This window comes from Neomicrococcus lactis, assembly GCF_014200305.1.
In the GTDB taxonomy this organism is placed as follows: Bacteria; Actinomycetota; Actinomycetes; order Actinomycetales; family Micrococcaceae; genus Neomicrococcus; species Neomicrococcus lactis.
The window spans coordinates 1,952,068-1,976,289 of the sequence record NZ_JACHBL010000001.1 but is presented as its reverse complement, the minus strand read 5'-3'; the positions used below and the strand labels follow the sequence as shown (position 1 = coordinate 1,976,289).

General features: G+C 59.5%; 24 protein-coding genes and 1 pseudogene. 13 read left to right on the top strand and 12 right to left on the bottom strand.

The annotated features are described in order from the left end of the window. Positions 1-57: 57 nt before the first annotated feature. Positions 58-1,827 (bottom strand): L-lactate permease, encoded by a 1,770-nt coding sequence (locus tag BKA12_RS08895; protein ID WP_183642774.1) that lies wholly within the window; start codon positions 1,825-1,827, stop codon positions 58-60. 211 nt (positions 1,828-2,038) lie between these two features. On the opposite strand from BKA12_RS08895, the gene BKA12_RS08890 reads away from it, so the two are divergent. From BKA12_RS08890 to BKA12_RS08880, 3 genes are read left to right on the top strand one after another with little or no spacing between them, the layout of a single operon-like run. Further along, positions 2,039-2,848 (top strand): (Fe-S)-binding protein, encoded by an 810-nt coding sequence (locus tag BKA12_RS08890; RefSeq protein ID WP_183642771.1) that lies wholly within the window; start codon positions 2,039-2,041, stop codon positions 2,846-2,848. Next, positions 2,845-4,392, top strand: coding sequence for a lactate utilization protein B (locus tag BKA12_RS08885; protein ID WP_183642768.1), 1,548 nt, complete (start codon positions 2,845-2,847; stop codon positions 4,390-4,392). Before BKA12_RS08890 ends, BKA12_RS08885 begins: the two co-directional genes overlap by 4 nt. A gap of 5 nt (positions 4,393-4,397) precedes the next feature. Continuing rightward, positions 4,398-5,027, top strand: coding sequence for a LutC/YkgG family protein (locus BKA12_RS08880; RefSeq protein WP_183642765.1), 630 nt, complete (start codon positions 4,398-4,400; stop codon positions 5,025-5,027). Between the two features lie 13 nt (positions 5,028-5,040). On the opposite strand, the gene BKA12_RS08875 is transcribed toward BKA12_RS08880, so the two are convergent. From BKA12_RS08875 to nadE, 3 genes are read right to left on the bottom strand one after another with little or no spacing between them, the layout of a single operon-like run. Further along, positions 5,041-6,021, bottom strand: a complete 981-nt coding sequence (locus BKA12_RS08875; RefSeq protein ID WP_183642763.1) for a DUF8083 family protein — start codon at positions 6,019-6,021, stop codon at positions 5,041-5,043. After that, positions 6,018-6,827, bottom strand: a complete 810-nt coding sequence (locus tag BKA12_RS08870) for an exodeoxyribonuclease III (protein WP_183642760.1) — start codon at positions 6,825-6,827, stop codon at positions 6,018-6,020. Before BKA12_RS08870 ends, BKA12_RS08875 begins: the two co-directional genes overlap by 4 nt. Before the next feature lie 37 nt (positions 6,828-6,864). Next, positions 6,865-7,695: an ammonia-dependent NAD(+) synthetase gene (gene nadE, locus BKA12_RS08865; RefSeq protein WP_183642757.1), complete on the bottom strand. Its 831-nt coding sequence runs from the start codon at positions 7,693-7,695 to the stop codon at positions 6,865-6,867. Between the two features lie 129 nt (positions 7,696-7,824). Here nadE and BKA12_RS08860 point away from each other — a divergent pair, with 129 nt between their 5' ends. From BKA12_RS08860 to BKA12_RS08850, 3 genes are read left to right on the top strand one after another with little or no spacing between them, the layout of a single operon-like run. Beyond that, positions 7,825-8,217 carry a GntR family transcriptional regulator gene (locus tag BKA12_RS08860; protein WP_183644864.1) on the top strand — a complete coding sequence of 131 codons (393 nt, stop codon included), beginning with the start codon at positions 7,825-7,827 and terminating at the stop codon, positions 8,215-8,217. After that, positions 8,214-9,167 carry an ABC transporter ATP-binding protein gene (locus BKA12_RS08855; RefSeq protein ID WP_183642754.1) on the top strand — a complete coding sequence of 318 codons (954 nt, stop codon included), beginning with the start codon at positions 8,214-8,216 and terminating at the stop codon, positions 9,165-9,167. Before BKA12_RS08860 ends, BKA12_RS08855 begins: the two co-directional genes overlap by 4 nt. After that, positions 9,164-9,949: a hypothetical protein gene (locus tag BKA12_RS08850; RefSeq protein ID WP_183642751.1), complete on the top strand. Its 786-nt coding sequence runs from the start codon at positions 9,164-9,166 to the stop codon at positions 9,947-9,949. Before BKA12_RS08855 ends, BKA12_RS08850 begins: the two co-directional genes overlap by 4 nt. A gap of 82 nt (positions 9,950-10,031) precedes the next feature. Here BKA12_RS08850 and BKA12_RS08845 read toward each other — a convergent pair whose 3' ends face one another. Further along, entirely contained in the window at positions 10,032-10,481 is a 450-nt protein-coding gene (locus tag BKA12_RS08845) for a MarR family winged helix-turn-helix transcriptional regulator (RefSeq protein ID WP_183642747.1), read from the bottom strand. A 71-nt stretch (positions 10,482-10,552) separates the two neighbouring features. On the opposite strand from BKA12_RS08845, the pseudogene BKA12_RS12435 reads away from it, so the two are divergent. Further along, positions 10,553-10,845: pseudogene (locus tag BKA12_RS12435) on the top strand (ATP-binding cassette domain-containing protein); the annotation flags it as partial. A gap of 282 nt (positions 10,846-11,127) precedes the next feature. On the opposite strand, the gene pyrE reads toward BKA12_RS12435, so the two are convergent. Beyond that, positions 11,128-11,688, bottom strand: a complete 561-nt coding sequence (gene pyrE, locus BKA12_RS08835) for an orotate phosphoribosyltransferase (protein ID WP_183642742.1) — start codon at positions 11,686-11,688, stop codon at positions 11,128-11,130. 155 nt (positions 11,689-11,843) lie between these two features. On the opposite strand from pyrE, the gene BKA12_RS08830 reads away from it, so the two are divergent. Continuing rightward, entirely contained in the window at positions 11,844-12,719 is an 876-nt protein-coding gene (locus BKA12_RS08830; protein ID WP_183642739.1) for a hypothetical protein, read from the top strand. 128 nt (positions 12,720-12,847) lie between these two features. Here the strand turns inward: BKA12_RS08830 and BKA12_RS08825 are convergent, their stop codons facing one another. Together BKA12_RS08825 and BKA12_RS08820 are read right to left on the bottom strand one after the other, a co-directional pair. Continuing rightward, entirely contained in the window at positions 12,848-13,582 is a 735-nt protein-coding gene (locus BKA12_RS08825) for an 8-oxoguanine DNA glycosylase OGG fold protein (RefSeq protein ID WP_338087480.1), read from the bottom strand. Positions 13,583-13,712: 130 nt separating this feature from the next. Then, positions 13,713-14,807 carry a magnesium and cobalt transport protein CorA gene (locus BKA12_RS08820; RefSeq protein WP_183642733.1) on the bottom strand — a complete coding sequence of 365 codons (1,095 nt, stop codon included), beginning with the start codon at positions 14,805-14,807 and terminating at the stop codon, positions 13,713-13,715. A gap of 87 nt (positions 14,808-14,894) precedes the next feature. Here BKA12_RS08820 and BKA12_RS08815 point away from each other — a divergent pair, with 87 nt between their 5' ends. After that, positions 14,895-15,554, top strand: a complete 660-nt coding sequence (locus BKA12_RS08815) for a TrmH family RNA methyltransferase (protein ID WP_183644861.1) — start codon at positions 14,895-14,897, stop codon at positions 15,552-15,554. On the opposite strand, the gene BKA12_RS12535 is transcribed toward BKA12_RS08815, so the two are convergent. The 3 genes from BKA12_RS12535 to BKA12_RS08805 form a co-directional block, all read right to left on the bottom strand. After that, positions 15,551-15,673 carry a hypothetical protein gene (locus BKA12_RS12535; RefSeq protein ID WP_276510685.1) on the bottom strand — a complete coding sequence of 41 codons (123 nt, stop codon included), beginning with the start codon at positions 15,671-15,673 and terminating at the stop codon, positions 15,551-15,553. The genes BKA12_RS08815 and BKA12_RS12535 overlap by 4 nt on opposite strands. 137 nt (positions 15,674-15,810) lie before the next feature. After that, positions 15,811-17,013, bottom strand: coding sequence for an alpha-hydroxy acid oxidase (locus BKA12_RS08810; protein ID WP_338087479.1), 1,203 nt, complete (start codon positions 17,011-17,013; stop codon positions 15,811-15,813). Positions 17,014-17,082: 69 nt separating this feature from the next. Next, on the bottom strand, positions 17,083-17,862 hold the full coding sequence (locus BKA12_RS08805; RefSeq protein ID WP_183642730.1) for a TetR/AcrR family transcriptional regulator: 780 nt from the start codon (positions 17,860-17,862) through the stop codon (positions 17,083-17,085). 182 nt (positions 17,863-18,044) lie between these two features. Here BKA12_RS08805 and BKA12_RS08800 point away from each other — a divergent pair, with 182 nt between their 5' ends. Together BKA12_RS08800 and BKA12_RS08795 are read left to right on the top strand one after the other, a co-directional pair. Further along, complete coding sequence (locus BKA12_RS08800) at positions 18,045-19,085, top strand: NAD-dependent epimerase/dehydratase family protein (RefSeq protein WP_183642727.1); 1,041 nt, start codon at positions 18,045-18,047, stop codon at positions 19,083-19,085. Positions 19,086-19,129: 44 nt separating this feature from the next. Then, positions 19,130-20,353 (top strand): CaiB/BaiF CoA transferase family protein, encoded by a 1,224-nt coding sequence (locus BKA12_RS08795; protein WP_183642724.1) that lies wholly within the window; start codon positions 19,130-19,132, stop codon positions 20,351-20,353. Positions 20,354-20,441: 88 nt separating this feature from the next. Here the strand turns inward: BKA12_RS08795 and BKA12_RS08790 are convergent, their stop codons facing one another. Beyond that, positions 20,442-22,013 (bottom strand): molybdopterin-dependent oxidoreductase, encoded by a 1,572-nt coding sequence (locus BKA12_RS08790; RefSeq protein ID WP_183642721.1) that lies wholly within the window; start codon positions 22,011-22,013, stop codon positions 20,442-20,444. A 118-nt stretch (positions 22,014-22,131) separates the two neighbouring features. Between BKA12_RS08790 and BKA12_RS08785 the strand changes: the two genes are divergently transcribed. After that, complete coding sequence (locus tag BKA12_RS08785; RefSeq protein WP_183642718.1) at positions 22,132-23,535, top strand: FAD-dependent oxidoreductase; 1,404 nt, start codon at positions 22,132-22,134, stop codon at positions 23,533-23,535. Between the two features lie 109 nt (positions 23,536-23,644). Then, a complete protein-coding gene (locus BKA12_RS08780; RefSeq protein ID WP_183642715.1) occupies positions 23,645-24,109 on the top strand; it encodes an Lrp/AsnC family transcriptional regulator in 465 nt (154 codons plus the stop codon). Positions 24,110-24,222 lie beyond the last annotated feature (113 nt).

The following is a 24,222-nucleotide window of genomic DNA, read 5'->3' as shown; positions in this document are numbered from 1 at the left end:
GCCAAAGCAGGCCACGGTCCGGCACTCTACGACGCAGAAACTGCTCCGAGGACGAGCTTACGGAGTCGGAATCATCCACCCGAGGATCGGGGTGGACTGCAAGAAGACCAAGAGGCACAGGACCAACAACATGGCGATGCTCCAGCCCACCACCTTGCGAAGAATCACGGCTTCCTTGCCGTCTAGCTGTACGGCGGTTGCGGCGATAGCTAGGTTTTGCGGGCTGATGAGCTTGCCCACCACGCCACCTGATGTGTTACCGGCAACCAACAAGTTCGGATCGATGCGGGCATTCATGCCAGCGGTCTGCTGAAGTTTGGCAAACAGGGCGTTAGAGGAGGTGTCGGAACCGGTAACGGCCGTGCCCAACCAGCCGAGAATCGGCGAGAGGAACGCGAAGAAGGCGCCGGCGCCGGCAAGCCACGTACCAATGCTGACGGTCTGACCGGAAATGTTCATGACGTATGCAAGTGCCAGCACGGAGACGATGGTCAGGCCAGCCCAGCGCATGCGGTAGAACGTCTGTCCAATTTCGGAGAATGCGTTGCCTACATTCAGTGCGTAGCGCCCGCCACCGTTGTACTTCGCGTACACCAAAGTCACGATGATTCCGGTGATCAGCAACAAGGTGCCTGGGTTAGACAGCCACTGGAACTTGTAAATAGTCGAGGAAACGGGCTTTCCTGCCGCGTCCAGCACATGACCATAAAGCAGCGGCCACTGCACTGCAATGTCCGTCGCGGCCAGTGCCTTGGGAACGTTTACGCCGAGCGTCCACAGCTTCGCGATGCCAAAGATCACAATGACCAAGAAGTACGGGAACAAGGCGAGCCAGGTGCGCATGGGGGTGAGGCGGTCCTCGTCGGCCGAAGTGGATGTGCCGGAAGAAGAACTGGAAGCGGAAGAATCAGAAGCACCCGCAGAACCGGAAACACCAGAGCCCACCTTCTGGGATTCAAGAGAAGAGGTGTGGGTGCAAATACGCGCACGCGCTTCGTCGCGGTTCTTGGGAGTCCAGAAGCGCAGCAACACCACGGCGGCACCGATGCCAACGAGGGCGGCCACGACGTCCGTGAGTTCGTAAGAGAAGTAGTTGGAGCACAAGAACTGCGCAACGCCGAAGGATGCACCAATGACCAAAGCGGCTGGCCAGCAGTCTTTAATGCCCTTCTTACCGTCGAGAAGGAATAGCAGGATCAACGGCACAAAGAACGCCAAAAGAGGTGATTGACGGCCCACAATGGCACCAATGTGATCGGCGTGCAGGCCGGTGAGGGCTCCCGCCGTCGTAATGGGAATTGCCACGGCACCAAACGCAACGGGGGCTGTGTTGGAAATCAGCACAACGACTGCAGCGCGAAGCGGCGGAATACCCAGTGCCAACAACATGGTGGCGGTAATCGCAACCGGGGCCCCGAAGCCGGCGAGAGCTTCCAGCAGGCCGCCGAAGCAAAAGGCGATCAAGATGGATTGAATGCGGACGTCGCCTTTGCCGATGACGTCGAACACGCGGCGCAGATCCTCAAAGCGACCGCTCAGGACGGTGACTTGATAGAGCCACACGGCCATCACCACAATCCAGAACACGGGGAAAGCACCGAAAACGCCGCCCATGACGGCAGACATGCCGGCCATCTGCCAGGGCATGTGGAAAGCGAAGATGGCCACGGCAATGGCGACGAGCATCGAGATGAGGCCGGCCACGTGCGAGCGGGTTTTGACAACAGCCAGCAACACGAAGAATGTCACAAGCGGGATGATTGCAACGAGCGCCGAGAGGAAGACGCTGCCAGCGACGGGATTCGTCGCGGGGGTGAATGTTTCCATGTGGGGGACTTTCTAGCGATGAACGGGGAATGGTCTGACCACTATGGTCTGACCACAAATATAGCCCTTTTTCCGAAAAAGTGTGAGCCATTTCACAAAATTAGCCGCTGACTTGGAAAGCTAGACGTATGAGCGCGATCACCATAGTATGGTCAGACCACATCGAAACGCCGAGATCTCTGGGATCTGGGCAGCGTCAGAAGGGGTCACTATGCGGATAGCACTGTTCAGTACGTGCATCGTGGATGCGATGTATCCATCCACCGCCCGCGCCACTGTCGAGATTCTTGAACGCCTGGGTCACACCGTCATTTTCCCGAAGGGCCAGGCCTGCTGTGGCCAGATGCACGTCAATTCCGGCTACTTCAAAGACGCGCTCCCGGTAGTGCGTAATCATGTTGCGGCTTTTTTGCAGGAGGATTACGACGCCGCCGTGGCGCCTTCCGGTTCTTGTGTTGCGTCCGTCAAACATCAGCATCCGATGCTGGCTAATCGCTGTGGTGACGATGGACTCGCGGCGGACGCTGAGGAGGTGGGCGCCAAAACTTACGAGCTGTCTCAGCTGTTGACCGATGTACTTGGCGTGACGAATGCCGCCGAACAGCTTGGTTCCTACTTCCCGCACAAGGTGACGTATCACCCGTCTTGTCACGGCATGCGGCTCCTGCGCTTGGGGGACCGGCAGCAAAACTTGCTTCAAACCGTGGACGGGCTGGAGTTTGCACCGCTTCCCGAAGCGGACCAGTGCTGCGGATTCGGCGGCACGTTCTCCATCAAGAATTCTGATGTTTCCACTGCGATGCTCAATGACAAAGCGGACGCGATCGAAGCAACGGGTGCCAGCCTGTGCGCGGGTGGCGATGCCTCGTGCCTCATGCATATCGGTGGCGGGCTCTCGCGCCGCGGCAGCCAGGCGCGCACTGTGCACTTCGCGGAAATTCTCGCAAGCACTCGCGAAAAGCCGCTGGTCATTCCTGAAGCGCAAGGCGGCGTCGTCGTACTAAATGGAGGAACCCGATGAGCGTCAACCTAGGTATTCCAGCAGTGCGAAGCAGCGGCGAAGGCAATTTGTTTGCGCATGAGAAGTTTCAGTCGGCAGCCAAACGCGAGCTGAAGAATGAGCAATTGCGTGCGAATTTGCGGCACGCCACGCATACGATTCGCGACAAGCGCCTCAACGTGGTTTCCGAGCTGCCGGATTGGGAAGAGCTGCGCGAATCGGGTTCGCGGATCAAAGAAAACGTGATGGCGCGGTTGCCGGAACTGCTGGAGCAGTTTGAGGCGGCGTTTACCGCGCGCGGCGGCGTGATTCACTGGGCGAATGATGCGACCGAGGCGAACGCGATTGTGACTTCGTTGATTCGTGCGACCGGTGAGACGGAAGTGGTCAAGGTGAAATCCATGGCTACACAGGAAATAGGGCTGAACGAACACCTTGAAAGCCTGGGCATCAACGCGATTGAAACCGATCTTGCCGAGCTCATTGTGCAACTGGGGCATGATCGGCCCAGCCATATTCTTGTGCCCGCGATTCACAAGAACCGCACGCAGATTCGCGATATTTTCCGTGCGGAAATTCCTAACGCTTCCCCTGACCTGACGGATAATCCAAAAGAACTCGCGGCGACGGCGCGTGCTTACTTGCGCGAGAAGTTCCTGAATGCAAAGGTGGCGATTTCGGGAGCGAACTTTGGAATTGCTGAGACTGGGACCTTGGGCGTGGTGGAATCTGAGGGCAACGGGCGCATGTGCCTGACGCTACCGGAAACGCTGATTACCGTGATGGGAATCGAGAAGATTCTGCCTCGCTGGGAGGACCTGGGCGTCTTTATGCAGCTGTTGCCACGGTCCTCGACCGGCGAGCGAATGAACCCGTACTCGTCTTTGTGGACGGGTAAGAACGGCCCAGATGGTCCGCAGAATATTCATTTGGTGATGCTGGATAATGGTCGAACGCGTGCTTTGGCGGATAAGAACGGCCGCTCCGCGCTGCATTGCATTCGCTGTAGCGCGTGCATGAACGTGTGTCCGGTGTATGAGCGGACGGGTGGTCACGCGTACGGTTCCACGTATCCGGGACCGATCGGTGCAATACTCTCGCCTTTGCTCACGGGCATCACGGCGGAGGAGAATTCTTCACTGCCGTACGCTTCGTCCTTGTGTGGTGCGTGCTTTGATGCCTGCCCGGTGAAGATCAACATTCCGGAAATCCTGGTTGATCTGCGCGCTCAAGATGTTGAAGCGCAACATTCGGTACGGAAGGCGCCTACCGAGATGGATGTGTTGATGAAGGGTGCCTCGTGGGCGCTATCTTCCGGCACGCGCCTCAAGTTCTTGGAGAAGGGTTTGCCGGCGGGACGTTTGCTGGCGGGCAAGGACCAGAGGATTTCATGGTTGCCGGGCATCGCGGGCGGCTGGACGAGTAGCCGCGACATTCCAGCGCCGCCACAATCCTCGTTCCGGGATCAGTGGGCGCAGCGCGAAAAGTTCCAAAAGTCGCAGGGGTCTCAGCAATCTCAGCAGTCTCAAGCGTCTCAAAAGCCAACCGGAAAGCAAGGGGAGTGACAATCGTGGGTGCAAAAGAAGACATCTTGAGTCGCGTGCGGGTGGCCTTGCAAGGCGATGCGCCAGTTACTGATATTCCGCGAGAGTACCGCCAGTCCGGAACCATGAACCAGGACCAACTCATTGACCATCTCACGGATCGCTTGGTGGACTACAAAGCAGAAGTGAAAGTTGTTCTGGCAACCGATCTTCAGGGGGCCATCGCGGAGTTTTTGGCCAATGCCCGTTCTGTGGTGGTGCCGCATGGTTTGGACGCTGAGTGGATTGCTGGGGTTGCTGACGCGGACGTCGTGACGGATTCGCCAGAGGCTCCCGTTCCGGTTGACCAGCTGAATGCAACGGATGCGGTGCTGACTTCGAGTGCGGTCTCCGTGGCGGAATCTGGGACCATCATTTTGGACGGCACGCCGACCCAGGGCCGGCGCGCCATCAGCCTAGTTCCCGATCAGCACGTGTGCGTGGTGCCAGCATCCACCATCGTGGAAATCCTGCCGGAAGCCATGCCGCGCCTAGAACCAAGCCACCCGCAGACCTGGATTTCCGGGCCGAGCGCCACGAGCGATATTGAGCTGGAGCGTGTTGAAGGCGTGCACGGGCCGCGGCGATTGAGCGTGATTATTGTGAAGGACGCTTAGTTACATTCAGCCCTTAGTTACTGCGCGCAATTCCGCGTACGCTGAGCCACCGGCTCATATACCGCCGGTACGCGAGCGTGGCCGTGGTGACATCCTTGTCCTCGATGGCTTCTAGCCAATCGCGCAGGTCGCGGGACGAATCATCCGGCCACACGTACTGCGCGAGCTTGCCGTAATCCACTTCAACAATGGAGTCCCTGGAGAACCGGCCAAGCCACCGGGACAAATCCGTCAGGTCGTCAAAGAGGTCCACTTGCGGTGCGTGAAGCGCCATGGATGCGGCCGTGTACGTGAGCCGCGCGAGGGCCTGACTCATCGGAACCAACACGCGGGCGCCGGTGATGTCGCCGTTGAGGCCGAGCTGGGGATCGTGCGTGGCTTCAACCACGGTCACGTCTTCGACTGGATCAATGAGCCAAAACCATGTGGTGGGTATGCCCCACGTGGACTGCTGCGAGTACAACCCTTCGCCGAACGCGGCGGAATCTTGCTCAGCCTCTTCCGCCGGAGTTTCCGCGCCCAACGTCTCATCCGTGATTGGGGCGGACGCCGAGTGTTCCCGCAAGAAATCGTCCAAGCTTCGGCCAAAGTAGTCCGCCGCACGCATCGAGAAACTCTCGCGTGCAGGCACCGGAATGATGGCCTCGCGCACGGATGGCCGCATCTCATCGTCAAAATACGCGCACGCCAAAGCCACGCGCTCCGTCAACTGCGAAGGACAGTAGTAGGACGTGAAGCCGCCTTCTTCCGTGGGGTAACTGACGGCACGGTACGGGCTGTCCAGTTTCTTCGGAAACGGATCCACGGCCGGTTGAATCAACCGTTGCATGGCCTCTTCGCGCTCCGCCGCATCAATCTGCTGATTGGTGAGATCCGGGCGCGCCAGAATTTTGGCTTGCTCGCCCGCGGGAAATGCTTCGAGGCGCTCGTAAATACGCAGGCTCGCTACGGGGACTGCGAATTCATGCTGGAAGGAACGGCTGGATTCGATCACTCGCTCAATTCCACGATGACCGGGGCGTGGTCAGAAGCGCCCTTGCCTTTTCGCTCTTCGCGGTCAATCTCGGCGTGCGTCACGGACGCGGCCAGCGCGGGGGAGCCCAGCACAAAGTCGATGCGCATGCCTTCCTTCTTCGGGAAGCGCAGCTGCTTATAGTCCCAGTACGTGTAAACGCCTGGGCCAGGAGTAAACGGTCGCACCACATCTTTGAAACCGGCGTCGTCAATGAAAGCGTAGAACGCATCGCGCTCTGGCTTGCTGACGTGGGTCAATCCTTCGGAAAGGAAGTACTCAATGTCCCACACGTCGTCATCCTGTGGGGCAATGTTGAAGTCGCCCATAAGCGCAATCTTCGCGGCAGGATCCTCAGCTACCCAGGACTTCGCGTGGTTCTTCAACGTATCCAGCCACTGCAACTTGTACGGCATGTGCTCGTCTTCCAGAGCGCGCCCGTTAGGAACGTAGAGACTCCAAATCTGCACCCCGCCGCACATAGCTCCGATGGCGCGCGCTTCCTGAATCGGATCCACGCCGCCCTTACCGAACGCCGGCTGATCTACAAAGGTGCGCTGCACGTCGTCGAGCCCCACACGGGACGCAATGGCCACGCCATTCCATTGGCTCAGGCCGAAGTGCGCTACCTCGTAGTCCATGCGCTCAAAGAGATCCCACGGAAAGTTTTCGTCTTTACACTTGGTTTCTTGGATAGCCAAGACATCCACGTCAGAGCGTTCAAGCCATGACTCCACGCGGTCAGCGCGGGCGCGCAACGAATTCACATTCCAGGTAGCAATCTTCACCTGTCTAACTTACCAATATGCGCAACGCGAGCAGTGTTTAGGACTGATCCTTCCACCACTCATCAAAGATAGTGACGGGGGTGGTGCGCTTGTGGCGCGTGCGTAAGTACTTGGTTTCAATCGCTTCGGCGACCTCCGTAGGAACTTCGCGCCCTTCGAGATAATCATCGATGTGATCGTAAGAGATGCCGAGTTCGTCCTCATCCGTGCGTCCTGGCTTGCCTTCCAGCAAGTCTGCGGTAGGGACCTTCTTCCAGACCGGCTCCGGGGCGCCCAAGAATTCGAGCAGCTGGCGGTTCTGGCGCTTGTTGAGTCCAAAGAGCGGCAGGATGTCCGCACCGCCGTCGCCGAACTTCGTGAAGAATCCGGTGACGGACTCGGCGCCGTGATCCGTGCCGATTACCAACAAGTTCCGCTCGCCGGCCAGTGCGTACTGGGCCACCATGCGCAAGCGCGCCTTGATATTGCCCTTGTTGAAGTCTGAGATGTCGCGGCCCGTGGTGGCACGGAATTCTTTCATCATGCCGTCCGTGCCGGGCTGGATGTTGAACGTCCACTCTGTCTTCGCTGCGACGAAGTCCAGCGCGGCTTGCGCGTCTGCTTCGTCGAACTGCACGCCGTGCGGCAAGCGGACGGCAACGAAGTCAGCGTCTACACCGCGGGTGGCGAGTTCTTCCGTGGCCATTTGGGCCAAGCGGCCCGCGAGCGTGGAGTCGATGCCGCCGGAAATGCCCAGCACAAAGCCGTTCGTGTGGGTGGCTTGCGCGTAGTCCGCGAGGAACTCGACGCGCCGAGCTACCTCGGTAGCCGGGTCGATGGAGGGCTTGACGCCCATTTCAGCAATGATTTTCGCTTGCAGTTCACGCATGCCCCTAGCGTAGCGCCCACTCATTTCAAGGACATTACGACGCCGCCGCTCAGCAAATACCTTGACGACTGGTTCTTAAGGTGCTTTAGTTAGTTACATGAGTAATGAACCAATGAAGGAGGGTGGTGCATCGTGACGGAATCTGCCCCGATCTTCATTCAGCTCAGCCAGTCAATCGAAGAAGGCGTTTTGGACGGCCTCTACCCAGAAGAATCACAAGTGCCCTCCACAAATGAGTTTGCAAGCTTCATGCGCATCAACCCGGCGACGGCCGGCAAAGCTCTTAATCGCCTTGTAGACCAAGGAATTCTGTATAAGAAACGAGGTATCGGCATGTTCGTCGCCACCGGCGCTCGCCAGCAGCTTCTCCAAGAACGCCGCGATGCTTTCGCCGCGGCCTACATTCAGCCACTCGTCGCCGAAGCTCAACGCCTAGGCATCAACGTTGATTCGCTCCACGAAATGATCAACGCCGCACCTACTTCTACGTCAAAGACCACGCTGGAGGGAGCGCAGTCATGACCATCTCTAATTCCAAGCCCGCAATTTCACTGAAGAACCTCACCAAGAACTTCGGCGACACCCACGTCCTCAAGGGACTCACGGTCGAAATTGAAGAGAACACGATCGTCGGGCTCTTCGGCCGCAATGGCGTTGGCAAAACCACGCTCATGAGCATCTTGAGTAATCAAGAGCAAGCAACCGGCGGCACTGCGCAGGTCTATGGCCACAACATTTGGGAAAACCCAGAGGCCACCAACCGCATTTGTTTCATTCGCGAAAACCAGAAATACCCGGAAGAAGCCAAGCTGGCTCACGTCCTCAAGGCCGCCGCGGATTTCTACCCAAACTGGGATCAAGACTTCGCGCTCAAGCTTGAAAAGCGTTTCCGGCTTCCTAAAAAGACCCAAATCAAGAAGTATTCACGCGGTCAGCTTTCCGCGCTGGCCATCGTCGTTGGCCTCGCCTCAAGAGCTCCCATCACCTTTATGGACGAACCCTACTTGGGCCTCGATCCCACCGCTCGCGACGTCTTCTACGAACTCCTCATCTCAGACTTCGGCGAATACCCGCGCACTATCGTCTTCTCCACCCACCTCATCGACGAGGCAGCCAACCTCTTCGAACGCGTCATTGTGCTGGATGAAGGCAAGATCGTTCTTGATAAGAGCATCGAAGAAGCCACCGAATCCGCGTACAACCTCGCGGGTCCCGCATTGGCCGTCGATGAACTCACCAAGAACCTCAAAGTTCTCAAGGTACGCACGCTCGGCGGCTTGAAGTCGGCCACGATTTCCGGTCATGTCACCGAAGAAATCGCGCAAGCGGCGACGCAGCGCAACCTCGAGATCTCGCCCGTCTCACTGCAAGATCTCGTCTCCGCACTCGGCCATCACGATGACATTGACCCGCTCAGCACCCAATCACAACAATCACCGGAAGCGCTCGCAGTGAAGGAGTATTCGCGATGAGCACTCAAGCACTCACTACCGCCACCAGCCCTGCCCACACCAACCAGTCCACAACTCCTAGCGCCGGCGAACGCATCATGCGAGTGGTCCGCCTCCAATTGTTGGACAAGAAACAGCTGATCCTGGTCCCGTTGCTCATTATCGGCTCCGGCATCATCATTTCCATCATCATCGGCGAACTCATCAAACTCGCCGGCGCCCCACCCGAAGCCGTCTACGAAGGCATGCGTAACAACCAAGCGGCGCTCTGGATCCTGACGGGTTACTTCGTCTCGCTCGGCGCACTCATGTACGCCAAATCGCTGCCCTTCGCGGTGGCCCTCGGCTCCACGCGGCGCGACTATTGGCTTGGTACCACGCTCACCCTCATGCTCACCAGCCTGGGACTCGCGGTCCTTTCCACGGTTCTACTGGCCGCCGAAAAGGCCACGCGCGGTTGGTTCACCGGATCCCGGATGTATGACACGTATATTCTGGGCAACGGTGATTACCTCAACGCGTTCCTCATGTCCTTTGTCATCAGCGGGATTTCGCTACTGGCCGGCAATTTCTACGCTGCCATCTACCTGCGCTGGAAGTCCGCTGGCGTCACGTTCACTATCATCGGCACCGTGGTGCTCCTCCTAGGCTTCATCGCCCTCGCGGTGACCACCAAGCTGGACATTATCGGCTGGATGAGCGCGGATCCTTACCTCAAAACCGCCGCAATCGTCGCGGCAATTATGATCCTCATGAGCGCGGCCACGTGGGTGGTTGTGCGCAATGCTCCCGTGGGGAGATAGCAAGAAAATAATGTCCCCGAGCGGCGTCGTCGTACTAGTAATAAATTACGACGACGCCGCGCCCTTTAAGCGGGCAGCTCACTTACTGCGGAGGCGCGGCTTGGCCGTCCCGGTAGCCGAGGTTGGCAGCCATGGTGCGCAACGTGTTGACTGTGGTGGCGAAGTCAACCGGTTCGATGTTTTCCGTGGCAGAGGTGCGGATGCCGTCCACGATTTCCGTGAGGCGTTCTAGACTCAAATTGCCGCGCTCAGTCAGGCTGAACATGTGGCCGTCTTCAAGAACCCAGCCGGACTCCACGAGTTCGGCGAGGTGCTCCGACGGCGTACGGGGTTCACCTTCCGGAACCGGGTCACCAAAGAATGGTGAGAGTGCTTCGGTGAGTTCGCCGCCGGACGCGGCGCCGCTGCGCAAATGATTCAACAACATCCACTGACGGCGCGTGACGCCGTGTTCTTCGAGGGCATCTTGGAAGCGCTCGGTGATCAGTGAATCGACGAGTTTGACCCAATATCCAATCGGTTGTTCGCTCATGTAGTTAGCCTAGTCACCTGGGGCTTATTTGTGTGTAGTTCCGGCGTACATTTGTTCTTAAGAAGCCAGCGATTGAGCTGCGTGAAGTGGTCAATAGCTTTAGTGGGTCCGGGCATTAGACGGGCTTGACTTGGACGTTCTTCCGGGCGAGGTGCACGGCATTCTGGGGCCGAACGGCGCCGGAAAATCCACCACGGTTCGCGTGATCCGGGAACTCATCACAGCGGACGCCGGCACCATTCGCCTCTTTGATGGTGATCCGTGGACGGACGCCGCCAGGCTTGATCGACGCCTTGCTTACGTGCCAGGCGATGTGAACCTGTGGCCGGGCCTGACCGGTGGCCAAACCATCGATCTGCTCGGCGGCGGCATCTTCGCTGGGTTCATGTGCATTTACCTCGTGACCAGAAACGTCAAAGGCCCCGAGGACAATGGCCACGTCGAGCTCCTAGCGTCGGCTCCCGTTGGCAGATTCAGTCGCCTCTCCGCGGGGGTCTGGATTTTGACGCTGCTGACTGCGGTTGTGGTGGTGCTGGGATTCTTTGGAGTACGACGCCGCAGCTTACGTTAGCAGGGCACCCTCGCGGAGATTTCGCTCCGGTTGAGAGTGCCCTGTTTGTGCGTTTATTGAGTTTTAGCGTTTGAGTTAGCTCAGGCCGAGCTCGTCGCTCGAGTAGGCGTAAATATATGGGACGCCAGCTTCTTCTTCGATGCGTTCCTTGGCGCCGGTGTTGCGATCCACGATCACCACGACGGCCTGGATGTCACCGCCCGCATTGCGGACGCCTTCAACGGCGGTCAGTGCGGAACCGCCAGTGGTGGAGGTGTCTTCAACAACAACCACCCTGCGGCCATCCACGTTGGGGCCTTCAACCTGGCGACCCATGCCGTAAGACTTCTGAGCTTTGCGGCAGACGAAGGCGTCGATTGCGCGGCCAGCTTCGCGGCCAGCGTTCATGAGGGCGGAGCCCACTGGGTCGGCACCCATCGTGAGGCCACCGGCGCTTTCGAACTCGATGCCCCTCTCGTCCAGCAAGTGCAAGAGCACACGGCCCACCAAGATGGAGGCTTCGTGGTGCAGGGTGATGCGGCGGAGGTCTACGTAGTAGTCGGCTTCGTTTCCGGAAGAAAGAATGACCTTGCCGTGGACTACGGCGAGTTCTTTGATGAGTTCAAGCAGGCGGGCGCGGTCTTCGGCGAAAGTCATGACTCTGAGTTTAGTTGTAGCGGGGCCGTGTGAAGTAAAGCGTTTCTCAGAATTCTCATAAGCGCGGGAAATGGGTTTCAAAGCGTAGTCATAGGCTCGGCGCTCAGTGTTAAGTCATGGCCAACGAGAGGCGTTGGCGGAGACGGAGTACAAACATGAATGCTAGAAAGATTGCTTTGGGCGCTGCAGGCCTGGCTACGGTTGCCGCGGCAGTCGCTGGAGGAGTTGGCTCCAGCCTGGCGAATGCTGCTGGTGGAGCCACAGGCTTGGCCTCGAATCCAGCATTTTCTTCGCTCAACGGAACGTCTGTTGACGCCGTTGCCGCGGAATCTTCCACGGGTTCTTCGTCCGATTCCTCCACCGATTCTTCGCAGAAGGACGCACTGGGTGGTCCTGGCGGTGCAGGCGGAATGATGCACAACCACACCGAAGTCACCGGCGACGAAGCCACCAAGGTCACGGATGCGGTGCAGGCCAAGGACTCTTCCTTCACCGCTGAGAAGGTTCTCAAGGATGAAGACGGCTCCTACGATGTCATCGGCAAGAGCGGCGATACCTTCGTGAAGTACGAGGTCAGCTCTGACCTGAAGACCATCACCAAGGACGAGCACGTTCCGGGTGAGGGTGGCCCAGGCAGAGGCGGCCCGGGTGGTGGACCCGGCATGAATCATGAAGAGGTCACCGGCGACGATGCCACGAAGGTTTCCGACGCTGTGAAGGCCAAGGATTCTGCAGTGACCGTAGAGAAGATCTTCAAGAATGAAGACGGTTCTTACATGGTTGCCGGAACCAAGGACGACGAGCGAGTGATGTTTAAGGTCAGTTCTGATCTTGGCACTGTTGAAAAACTCGAGCGCCCTGCGAAGGGCGACCGCATGCGACACGGCATGGGTGGCATGAACGACGACGACGATTCCAGCGACAGCAACTCAAACGGTACTGACTCGGACGATAGTGGCTCATCGAACCCGTCAACGGATTCTTCCTTTGGCTCTAATTCGGCAGACACTTCTTCCACCACGGGAGCGTGATGTATTCGAAAACCAGAGCACCCAAGACGCTGCGCTAACTAGCGTCAAAGTTTCCCAAGATTGAGGGCCGCGAACCTGTAACGGAAGGGCAGGAACGCGGCCCTCAGACGTGTATTCGGCCTGTAGGGCTAGCCGGCCGAGACCTGCTCGCCTTGAGTCATCCACTTGTGACGTTTGAAGAGTGTCATTTCGATTTCATCAGCGCTAACTTCCCGCGAATTGCAGAGTTTCTCTGATGCCTCTTTGGCCCATGCCGAAAGCAGATTGCAGTACCGCTCGTAAATCTCCGGAAACCAAGCGGCCGTAGGCGATCCCGGCCACGCATCTGGGCGAAGGTTCTTGGCTACTACCTGATCGAGGATCAAATGACGGGCGTCAGCTTCGTTCCCTTGCGCGAAGTAGAGGAACTTGGTGGCGAAGGCTGGTCCAAGCCACGAAATTCGGGCTCGGCCTCTGTCGAATATCAAAGTTCCGTAGGCCTCTTTGACAGGCGCTTCGCGCTTAACTGATGTCCAAGCATCCACGAGAAGTTTTTCCGCCTTTTGCGGGTTCTTTGCCAGTCCATCAAGCCGCTGGTGGAGCCGCGAAGCGCGGGTTCCAAGCCCCCACGCGAGGGAGTAATACAGCAGCTGTAAGGCGTTTTCGCTGTCCAGAGTTTTTTCGCCCAAGTCGAAAATGTCTTTGCGGCTCACGGAGACTCGTCCGCCTTCCGCCAGCATCCCTTGCAATGGCGGCAAGCCCCGTTCAGCAAGAGCTTCCTTCCAACGGTCTGAATCCACGATCACCGCGTGATTCAATACAGCGGACGAGCCTGATAGATGGCTAAGAACATCATCGGGCAAAGGTGCATCGTCTTTGAGCATGATTTGACCATATGTGGAAAGCCCGAAAGTTCAAGATGGGTTTCCGTTTGTCTCGAACAATCGTCATATTCAACGAACATCGGCCCCGAAAATCAGAGCATCGTCGTCGTAGTTAAAGGAAAGCCGGCAGCTAGAGCCACTTGTTGCGTTTGAAAATGACCCACAGGCCGAAACTTAGGGCGAACATGAGGCCCAGAGCAAGCGGGTAGCCCGCGGCCCATTGGAGCTCCGGCATGTTCTCAAAGTTCATGCCGTAGATGCTGCCAATCAGCGATGGTGCGAAGAGGATGGCAGCCCATGAGGAGATGCGCTTCATTTGCTCGTTCTGCTCCACGCCGGCCTCGGCAGAGTTCTGCGCGGAAAGTGTCGATGAAAGCGACAGCGCATTGGTCAGCAGCGACTTCATGGAGATCACGCGTTCGTTGATTCGCATGATGTGGTCATGGACGTCACGGTAGAGGCGGTCCAGCTCGATGATCCGTTCGCGCTCGATCTTTTCCTCTTCGCTATCCGCCGTAAGGTCCTTCGGTTTTTCGGTGAAGTAACCCTCGCGGAATTCCAAGAACGGGTTTGAGTCGCTGGCCTCGCCGGTGAGCCTACGGCGCAAAGACGCGACCACGCGTTCGAGAGGCGCCGTCGCACGTTGGAACTCAACTACCTCGCGAAATAGCTCGTAGATGCGGCGGGAAACCTGCAGGTTGCCCGTGAACAGCTCTGATTCAATTTCCTCGATGTCCTTCTCGAGACCTGCGGCCACGGGCTCGTACTCATCGACCACCTGGTCCATGATGGCGTACAAGATCGCGGGCGGACCCATCGACAAAAGGTCAGATTCTTCTTCCATGCGCTGGCGAACAGGCCCTAGCTCGGGCACCTCAGAACGGCGAACCGTGATTAGGAAGTCCGGGCCTACGTAAACGTGGAGCTCCCCGAACTCCACTTTCTCCACATCGTCTAAGTAACGCGCTGGGCGAAGCACCACAAACGTGTGTTCGCCGTACTGATCCATCTTGGCGCGCTGGTGTTCTTCGAGGGTGTCTTCCACCGCGAGTTCGTGAAGCCCAAACTCGTTGGCCACCTCGTTGACCTCCTCTGCGGAAGGCCGGTACAGCCCTAGCCACGCAACGCCTCCGTTGGCGTGCATGGTCTCCAGGGTCTGCCGAAAATCAATGGGGCTCGGGATTCGTTTTCCGTGGACATAGATCGCGTGGTCAACAATGGGCATAGCGCAATTTTGGCACGCTTTAGCGGGTACTGGCGTTGCGTGGGAGAATTCTAGATTGTGGCTTCTTCAGAACTTCCAGATTCCCCGGTGACGGAAACGTCCGAGCCTTCGGCTGAACCCTCGCCGGAACCTTTGCATGAAGTGGGCGTAGGCCCGTGGGAAGGCGAGTGGCCTGAAGGCGAGCACTGGGATCCGGAGCTGTTGCAGAACGGTGACCGCCGAAACGTCTTGGACCAGTACCGATACTGGAAGCACGACGCGATCGTTGCTGAACTCGATTCGCGCCGCCACGACTTCCACATCGCGATCGAAAACTGGCAGCACGACCTCAACATCGGGACCGTGGTGCGCACCGCGAACGCGTTCCTCGCGAAGGAAGTTCACATCATAGGACGACGACGCTGGAACCGTCGCGGGGCCATGGTCACGGACAAATACCAACACATTCGTCACCATCCGACAGTGGACGACTTCGTAGCGTGGGCGCAGGCAGAGGGCTACACGATTATCGGCATCGACATCTTCCCGGACTCGGTGCCTCTCGAGACCTATGACCTGCCGAAGAGGTCCGTGCTGGTCTTTGGCCAAGAAGGTCCGGGGCTCAGCGCAGAAGTGCATGAGGCGGCGGAAGCCACGCTGTCTATTGAGCAGTTCGGCTCTACGCGTTCCATTAATGCGGCGTCAGCTGCGGCCATCGCGATGCACGCGTGGATCCGCCGGCACGTTTTCAATCAGCGCGTATCCTAAGCCCGGCCTGGTCCGCCGAACCAAACGTAGGTAATGTTGCGCGATCGTCGGCGCTGAGACAACGTTTGCGCAACAATCGCTACGGTCTCGCGCTGGCGCTTCGTTTCGAGTCGGCTCATTCTTTCAAGTCGTCGCCGATGAGCTGAACGCCATCCATGGAAATGCGATCGTCGGTGTACTTGCGGAATCGTTGGTCAACAAGCAACGATTCCGCAAGTATGGCAACGAATCGTTCAGTGACGGGTGAGCAAAGCCCCTAGACCCGCACCAAATGCGGCCCGAGATCCGCCGCGGACCCAGCTCCCATGAGCTGCATGGTCACTTCCATTTCCTTGGCTAGCAGCTCGATCACCCGTGAAACGCCCTCGCGCCCACCGGCCATGAGCCCGTACAAATACGCCCGCCCAATGAGTGCAAAGTCGGCCCCCAAACACAAAGCAGCCACAATATCCGCGCCGGACATGATGCCAGAATCTAGGATAATCTCCACCGAGGACCCGGCTTCCGCACGTACCTCAGGCAGCGCCCGCAAAGACACCGGCGCACGGTCCAACTGACGGCCGCCATGGTTGGACACCACCAGTCCGTCGGCGCCAACATCCAAAGAACGCCGCGTATCTTCGGCCGTCAGAACGCCCTTCACGAACAACTGCCCGGGCCATACGGAACGCACCCATTCCAAGTCCGCCATGGACAGGGTCGGGTCAAACATCGAGTTGATAATGGACGGCAAATCCGCGCTGGACCCGGACAAAGACGCGAACGTCAGTGGGTCAGTGGTCAAGAAGTTGAACCACCACTCGGGCCGGTAAGACGCATCCAGCACCGTCTTCAAGGTGAGCCGCGGCGGGATGGTCATGCCGTTGCGAGTGTCTCGCAGTCGCTGCCCGGCCACGGGCGTATCCACGGTCACCAGCAGCGTCTCAAACCCGGACGCCCACGCCCGGTCCAGCAACGCCCGCGACCGCTCCCGGTCCTTCCACAAATACAGTTGGAACCAGTGCCGACCACCCGGCGAAGCCTCCGCCACTTGCTCGGGCGAACGCGTGCCCATCGTGGACAGCGTGAACGGAATTCCGGCGTCGCGCGCGGCCGCGGAACCGCCGTCCTCACCCTCGGAATGCATGAAACGTGTGAACCCGGTGGGCGCAATGCCAAACGGTAGGGCTGAGTGTCCGCCCGCGATCGTCGTCGTCAGGTCAACCTTTTCCGTGCCGTGCAGGATTCGCGGCAGTAGCTCCACGGCATCAAACGCCGCGCGCGTGCGGTCTACGGTGAGTTCGCGCTGGGCCGCGCCGTCCACATAGTCGAACGCGGGCCGCGGCGTGCGTCGTTTCGCCATCGCGCGCAGGTCCCACACATCGGCCGCCTTCGCGAGCCGCGAAGCCCGGTCAAACGCGGAGCGCTCAAATTGCATGAGTGGACGCAGTTCGCTGATTTGGGGTAGGCGGCGTTTCACGGCGGCTCCTTGCGGTGAGTGCGGGTCAGGCTTCTAAATTACGACGACGAAGCGCGGCTGACGAAGTGCCTACGCTCTGAATGACGATTCGCCTCCGGCGAGACCACCGCCAACACCGGACGCTACTCGCCAAGCACGGTCCATCCAGGCGTCGAACATCGCGTCGGCACCCGAGACATCTGGGCCCAAGTGCCCGAAGATCTCCGCCGAGACTCCGCCCATGATCAAGTTCCAGGCGGCGAGAACGTTCATGATGAGCTCGGGGGAGACGTTTTGGAGGAAGTCGAAGTCGTCGGTGAACAGACCGTCCACGGCGGCGGTGTCTAAGAGGTCAACAGCTTCGATGTAGCGGCCGGTCTTGTGCATGTGGTCGTCCACGTGAGTCTGCATGTCAGCGCCCAGTTTCGCGAGCAACATGAACACGCGCGTTCCCGCGTCCGATGTACGTGTGGGGGATGCCTTGAAGCCCGGAACCGGCGTTCCGTAGATCAGCCCGTACTCGTGGGGTTTCGCGATAGCCCACTTGCGAAGGGCCGTGGCGAGGGCTCGGAATCGGCCTTCGAAGTTGGAGCGGTCCACGCGAGCTTCGGCAGCGGCGGCGGCCGTGGACAAGGACGTGAATGACTCGACGATCAATCGCGTGAGCAGCTCGTCCCGGTTCTCGATGTAGCGATAGAGCGCGCTGGGGGTCATCTCGAGTTCTTTAGCGATGGACCTCAGGGACAGTGCTGGTGCGCCCACTTCGGTGAGCTGACGCTTGGCGATGGCCAGGATCTCCGACTCAATAGCCGCGCGGTTTCGCTCACGAAGACCTCGAGCAGTTTTAGGGGCGCGCGGGCGTGGAGTCATGTGGGCAAGCTTCTCAAAGTGGAACAGTATTCACAAGCGAGACACGTGTTGACATAAAAACCAAAAGAGAGAACACTGTTCTCGAAAGTAAACATAATTCTCGAACTTCGCCACATTTCCGCTCACATCCGCATAATTCCGGGCAAGAGTAGACTTAAAGCGGGACAACTTAGGAGCCCAAAATGTCCAAAATTCTGATCCTCGGAGCGGGCGGAATTGCCCGCGAAACCGCGGTTGAACTGCTCTCTCGCAACCACGAAGTGCACGTAGGATCCCGCTCCGGAAGGTGGCGGGGCGGCGTCGTACCTCAAGAAGGCGCGGCGCACTCTCCGCAAGAAGTGGCGCAGCTGGACAGGACTATACCGGGCGCCGCAAGCATCCCGCGCTACGAGATCCTGCGGAACGCCGAGCTGCACGTCCTGAACGCGGCGGACGCGAATTACCTCAGCGATGTCAGCACTGGTTTCGACGTCATCATCAACGCGATGAACCCCAAGAACTACGGCGAATGGGCGGAGACATGGCCGCCGATCAACAAGTCGGTGATTGAGGCGGCATCGCGGCACGGGCTCAAGCTCGTCATCACGGGCAACCTGTACGGCTACGGCAAAGTCACCGAGCCAATGACCGAATCCACGCCGCTGAACCCGAACGGCACCAAGGGCCAAGTCCGCGTGAAGATGTGGCAGGACGCACTCTCGGCGCATCACGCGGGGCATGTGCGGGCGGCGGAGGTGCGGTCGTCGGACTACGTGGGCGTGGGGATCGACGAGCAAAGCTACCTGGGCAAGTTCCTGATCGGGCCGGTCTCGCGTGGCAAGACCGCGTGGCCGCCGGTGGGCCGAAAGGACGCGCCGCACACGTGGACCTCGGTGCGGGATGCGGGCCGTCTCATCGCTCGGATCGCGGAGTTGCCGGATAGCGACCCCGCGTGGGGACGCCCTTGGCATACGCCGAGCGCGCCCGCACTGAGCTTCCACGAGGTGGCAGATCAGGTGGCGGAATTGGCTGGTCAGCGCACACCGCGTGTGCGCGAAGTGCCGCAAGCGGGGATCAAGGCGATGTCCCTCTTTATGCCGATTTTGCGCGAGCTCGAAGAGACCAAGCACCAGTTTGAAAACCCATTCATCATGGACGATTCCAAAGCGCGCGAGTACTTCGGGATGAGCGAGACGCCGTGGGAAGAGACGTTGCGCGAAGTGTTGGGGGTGGATCGTGGCTAGGGTAAGACCAGGAATTCAATCCCATCATTCCGCAAGGAGTTGCAATGTCGCCTCACGAGGAACCGCGTGACGAAGAGCAGTTCTCGCGACCGCTCGCTGGGCTGTTGGTTGCGGACTTCTCGCGCGTTCTCGCCGGGCCGCTGACCACCATGACGCTTGCGGACCTCGGTGCGCGCGTGATCAAGGTGGAGCATCCGGATACTGGCGATGACACCCGTTCCTGGGGGCCGCCCTATTCGGCCACGGGCGCCACGTACTTTGAATCGGTCAATCGCAACAAGGAGTCCATCACTCTTGACCTGACCAATCCCGAGGATCAGGCGGTTGCTCGGGAACTAGCGCTGAGAGCGGACGTTCTGGTGGAGAATCTCAAGCCGGGCGGCATGGCCAGGTACAGCTTGGGGTATGAAGATCTCAAGGCCGAAAACCCTAGGCTGGTCTATGCCTCAATCTCCGGTTTCGGTGACAAGCAGGGCGCTGAGCGGCCCGGATATGACTTCATTGTGCAGGCCCTCGGCGGCCTCATGAGCATCACGGGCGAAGCTGAGGGAAGTCCGCTCAAGGTGGGGGTTGCTCTCGTGGACGTCCTCACCTCCAAGGATGCGACGTCCGGAATTCTCGCGGCGCTGGTGGCCCGCTCGCGGCACGGCCGCGGGGCGCATATCAAGGCGAACCTGCTCTCGAGTCTCCAAGGGGCCCTCGCGAATCAGGGTCAGGCCTTCTTGGGAGCCGGGGTTGTCCCGGGCAGGTTGGGCAATGTTCACCCCTCCATTGCGCCCTACCAGCTCCTGGCCACCAAGGATGCGCCGATCGCGGTGGCCTGCGGAAACAACGCGCAGTTCGGCAAGCTGTGTGCGGTTCTGGGCGTGGCGCATCTCGCTGAGGATCCGCGCTTGTCCAGCAATGCCTTGCGCGTCAAGCATCGCAGTGAGCTTGAGTCCCTCTTGGAGGATGCCCTGAAAGCCGACACTGCCAACGAATGGCAAACACGACTCTCGGAAGCTGGAGTCCCCGTGGGGCAAGTGCTGGACATTGCTGGTGGCATTGACTTCGCGGAAAAGCTAGGTCTCGAACCCACCGTGGAAGTGGTGGGGGAACATGGCGAGACCGTGGGCCGGCAGCTTCGCCATCCGCTCACATGGGATCCGCCCTTGCCGCGCACTGCCTCCGCGCCACCGGCCCTCGGGCAACACTCGCAAGAAGTGCTCGCATGGCTTCGGTCATCGCCGTGCGATGAACCGGCGAAGCCGTCACAAGAGCAAAACTGAAACTTCTCCTGCTGAACCGCGGGCAACGAAAGTACCGTTGGAGTCCGGCATAGATGACGACGCCGCAGCTTGCGTCACGCGATCACCCTCACGCAACGGTGAACTGCAGTCGGTGCCAGCCGGACGCTCCGTCCGGTGCTGGATCCGCGGGCGTTTGGGTTTGGAGTTCGCCGCCGGAGTTGGTTGCGCGAACGGTCGCAGTGTGACTTCCGGACGTCGCGTCTTTCCACTCATAACGCCACTGCCGCCACGTGTCCGCGAAGACCAGCGTGGACAGCTCCGCTTCCTGCCACGGGCCGTCGTCGATCTGAACTTCTACCTTGGAAATGCCAATGGTTTGCGCCCACGCGGTGCCGCCAAACACCACAGATCCGGTCGGAACTTGAGCAAAGGATCGCGGCGCTTCAATGCGCGAGGACATCTTCACCAGGCCACGCTCGGACCAGCCGCGCGACGTCCAATATGCCGCCTTGTCCTGGAATCGCGTGACCTCCAGGTCCACCACCCACTTGGTCGCCGAGACGTACCCGTACAGCCCCGGAACCACCACGCGCACCGGGAATCCGTGATCGAGCGGCAGCGGCTCACCGTTCATTCCCACGGCCAGCAAAGCCTCGCGAGTGTCCGTCAAAACTTCCAGCGGCGTGGACGCGCTAAAACCGTCCTTCGACGTGGATAACACCATGTCAGCGCCAGGAAGTGGTGACGCCTGCTTCAGGATCTCCCGCAGCGGATACCCCAGCCACTTCGCGTTGCCCACCAGATCCCCGCTCACCTCATTCGAGACACAAATGAGCGTCAGGTAGTGCTCCACGAGGTCTTTCGCCACGAGCTCGTCATAGGTCAGTGTGAACTCGTGCTCCACCATCCCGTGAACCCTGAGCGACCAGCTCTGCGGACCAATCCGCGGCATAGACAATGCCGTATCAATCCGGTAAAAATCCTCATTCGGCGTCATGAACGGCGACACCCCGGTCACCTTCAGATCCGCCCCGCTCGGCAGCGCGGGCACCTTCACTTTGGCGGGCGGCAACCCGAGCGCCGAACGCGCCGATTCCACCACATTCTGTGCGCCGCGGAACGTCTGCGCGACGCCCACGGCAGGCAGGCTCAGCGCCGCGGACCCGGTCGCGCCCAGCAAAAACTTCCGGCGCGCAGCACCAGTTTCGGTGGGGTTCGGTTCCGTATTTAAGGACGACGACGCCGCAGCCCGCCTCGCAACATCCGTCAGCCAGACCAGCACGCCCAGGCCCAGCACTGCTCCCATGAGCGTTGGCACCACATCAACCAGCGAGGCGTTGGACCAGCTCAGCACGCTCACGCCCAAAATGAACGCCAAGACTCCCACGAGAGTCACGGCCGCCCGCATGTTCCGCCGCGCAAGAAGGCCCACCAGGCCGGCCAGAACGGCAGCAACAACAGTCAAGACCACAAAGAGAAACAGCTTGTCATTAGTGCCAAACAGCTTGATCGCCCAGTCCTTGAGCCAGGCCGGCGTGAAGTCGATGATCGTGGAACCGAGCGCCACCAGTGGCGATGACGTGTTCGCAAAAAACACGGACAACGCTTGAGCGGAGCAAAAGAGAATCAGCGCCGCGCACACTCCGGCCAGCGCATATCGCCAGGGGAAACGGGAAGTCTGAGGTGCTGCTGAGTCCATGCTCGATGGTCCCACCGTCACTTCCGCGCACCGTGTGAGACATCAAGACATGCACAACCATGAATATGTGAAACCATGGATCTAGCAACAAACGCCGTTGATTTTTGGAGAAACAGCCATGAAGCAGAGCAGCCCCGTCGTCGTCATTGGAGCGGGCCCTATTGGACTGGCCGCGGCTGCGCACTTGATTGAGCGGAACCAAGCCGTGCGCGTCCTCGAGGCCGGAGCCAGCGCTGGCGCCGCCATGCAGGATTGGGGCCACATCAAGCTGTTCTCCACGTGGAAATACAACATCGACGATGCCTCCCGCCGGCTCCTCGAAACGGCCACCGAAACGTATGCGGGGGACTGGCAAGCGCCCCGCGAAACCCGGCTCCCCACCGGCGCTGACATGGTGGCCGACTACTTGGAGCCGCTGGCTGCGCACCCCGCGCTGGCCCCGCACATCAGCTACAACCACCGCGTCACGCACGTGACCCGCGTGCGCGAAGACGGCGGCGGAGTGGATAAGACGCGCACGGCGGGCCGTGCGGAATCGCTCTTTTTGGTGCGCACGCAGACGCCTTCTGGGGTGGAGGACATTGTGGCTCGCGCGGTGATTGACGCGTCTGGCACGTGGCATTCGCCGAATCCCGTGGGGCGGTCCGGAATTGAGGCGATCGGTGAGGCTGCGGCTTATGAGGCCGGATTCGTTACGACGCCGCTGCCGGATCCGTTGGGTGCCGACCTTGAACGTTTTGCCGGGAAAACTGTCCTGGTTCTTGGAGCTGGCCATTCGGCCGCGAACTCGCTCATCAGCTTGGGCCATCTCCGTCAGAAGCACCCCGAGACCACGGTGCTGTGGGGCTTGCGTGGAGTCGCGAATCCGGTGCGTTTGTACGGCGGCGGTATCGCTGACGAGCTTCCTGCGCGTGGACAGCTGGGTACGTCGTTGCGCAGGTTCGTGGAGCTCGGTGACATCACCATTCTGGAAAACGTGTCCGTGACCGCGCTGGAAGCGGGGGAGCGGTTGAGCGTGAAGCTTGCCGATGGCCGTGTGCTTGAGGTGGATCTCGTGGTTCCGGCGACGGGCTTCCGGCCGAACCTGCAGATGCTGTCCGAGCTGCGCTTGGACATGGATCTCACGGTGGAGGCTCCGCGCGAGCTTGGCCCGCTGATCGACCCCGAGTTCCATAGTTGCGGCACCGTGAAGGCGCACGGTGAGCGCGCGCTTTCGCATCCTGAGAATGACTTCTACATTGTGGGCATGAAGAGCTACGGCCGTGCGCCGACGTTCTTGATGGCTACCGGCTATGAGCAGGTTCGGTCTATCGTGGCCGCGCTTTCTGGCGACCGCGCCGCTGCGGATGCGGTGAAACTCGAGCTGCCGCAGACCGGTGTTTGCTCGACTGATCTGGGCGGATCCTGTGATGCGCCGGCGCCAACTGAGCCTGACAGCGAAACCGGGGCTGCGTCGTCGTCCTGTTGTAGTTCGCCGGAGCCGGTCACTATTGGGCTGCGCCCAAGGACGCTCAACGACTGAGTTTGTTCGCCAAGCCCGGCGCGGTTTAGTTCGCAGTGATGCGCTAGATAAAGTGTGACCACAGAACCGCATTTGTTTAAATCTCTACTTGTCACCAAGGACTACCGCTATGGCTAACGAAGACGAAAATCACGAGTCAGTGCTTTTGGACCGTGTGGATCGGGAGATCCTGGCCGAGCTGACTCGTGACGGCAGAATGTCCGTTACTCAGGTCGCGGAGAACGTCCATATTTCGCGCGCTCACGCGTATGCCCGGATCAATCGGCTCACGCAAGAAGGCGTGCTGACGAAGTTCACCGCGGTGGTGGACCCCGTCAAGAGTGGGCGGAAGTCGTCGGCCTACGTGACGCTCAAGTGCAAGCAGCACTCGTGGCGCGAACTGCGCGAAGAGCTTCGTAAAGTCCCGGAGATTGAACACATTGCGCTTGTTGGTGGCGACTTTGACGTCATTTTGCTGGTGCGTGGAATCGACAATTCAGATCTGCGCCGCATTGTCTTCGACCAGTTGCAGTCCATGCCGGGAGTAATCGGCACTCAGACGTTCTTGGTCTTTGAGGATCTGGATACTCGCTAGCTCGATTGAGCGCCGGCCCGGGGTGCCGGAACGGGTGATGCGATCTGTCTCCCGAGAAGGGTGATTTAGGCAACACTCTGAGCGTTTTGTCTTCACCGATTCATTCCTGATTG

Bases quoted from the DNA above. Each gene is read 5' to 3' on its own strand.
- BKA12_RS08795 (WP_183642724.1), top strand. From the start codon at position 19,130: ATGTCGCCTCACGAGGAACCGCGTGACGAAGAGCAGTTCTCGCGACCG.
- BKA12_RS08785 (WP_183642718.1), top strand. From the start codon at position 22,132: ATGAAGCAGAGCAGCCCCGTCGTCGTCATTGGAGCGGGCCCTATTGGA.
- BKA12_RS08850 (WP_183642751.1), top strand. From the start codon at position 9,164: ATGAGCACTCAAGCACTCACTACCGCCACCAGCCCTGCCCACACCAAC.
- pyrE (WP_183642742.1), bottom strand. From the start codon at position 11,688: ATGACTTTCGCCGAAGACCGCGCCCGCCTGCTTGAACTCATCAAAGAA.
- BKA12_RS08830 (WP_183642739.1), top strand. From the start codon at position 11,844: ATGAATGCTAGAAAGATTGCTTTGGGCGCTGCAGGCCTGGCTACGGTT.
- BKA12_RS08780 (WP_183642715.1), top strand. From the start codon at position 23,645: ATGGCTAACGAAGACGAAAATCACGAGTCAGTGCTTTTGGACCGTGTG.
- BKA12_RS08800 (WP_183642727.1), top strand. From the start codon at position 18,045: ATGTCCAAAATTCTGATCCTCGGAGCGGGCGGAATTGCCCGCGAAACC.
- BKA12_RS08790 (WP_183642721.1), bottom strand. From the start codon at position 22,013: ATGGACTCAGCAGCACCTCAGACTTCCCGTTTCCCCTGGCGATATGCG.
- BKA12_RS08855 (WP_183642754.1), top strand. From the start codon at position 8,214: ATGACCATCTCTAATTCCAAGCCCGCAATTTCACTGAAGAACCTCACC.
- BKA12_RS08845 (WP_183642747.1), bottom strand. From the start codon at position 10,481: ATGAGCGAACAACCGATTGGATATTGGGTCAAACTCGTCGATTCACTG.
- nadE (WP_183642757.1), bottom strand. From the start codon at position 7,695: ATGCGTGAACTGCAAGCGAAAATCATTGCTGAAATGGGCGTCAAGCCC.
- BKA12_RS08825 (WP_338087480.1), bottom strand. From the start codon at position 13,582: ATGCTCAAAGACGATGCACCTTTGCCCGATGATGTTCTTAGCCATCTA.
- BKA12_RS08805 (WP_183642730.1), bottom strand. From the start codon at position 17,862: ATGACTCCACGCCCGCGCGCCCCTAAAACTGCTCGAGGTCTTCGTGAG.
- BKA12_RS12535 (WP_276510685.1), bottom strand. From the start codon at position 15,673: ATGAGCCGACTCGAAACGAAGCGCCAGCGCGAGACCGTAGCGATTGTT.
- BKA12_RS08895 (WP_183642774.1), bottom strand. From the start codon at position 1,827: ATGGAAACATTCACCCCCGCGACGAATCCCGTCGCTGGCAGCGTCTTC.
- BKA12_RS08820 (WP_183642733.1), bottom strand. From the start codon at position 14,807: ATGCCCATTGTTGACCACGCGATCTATGTCCACGGAAAACGAATCCCG.
- BKA12_RS08890 (WP_183642771.1), top strand. From the start codon at position 2,039: ATGCGGATAGCACTGTTCAGTACGTGCATCGTGGATGCGATGTATCCA.
- BKA12_RS08885 (WP_183642768.1), top strand. From the start codon at position 2,845: ATGAGCGTCAACCTAGGTATTCCAGCAGTGCGAAGCAGCGGCGAAGGC.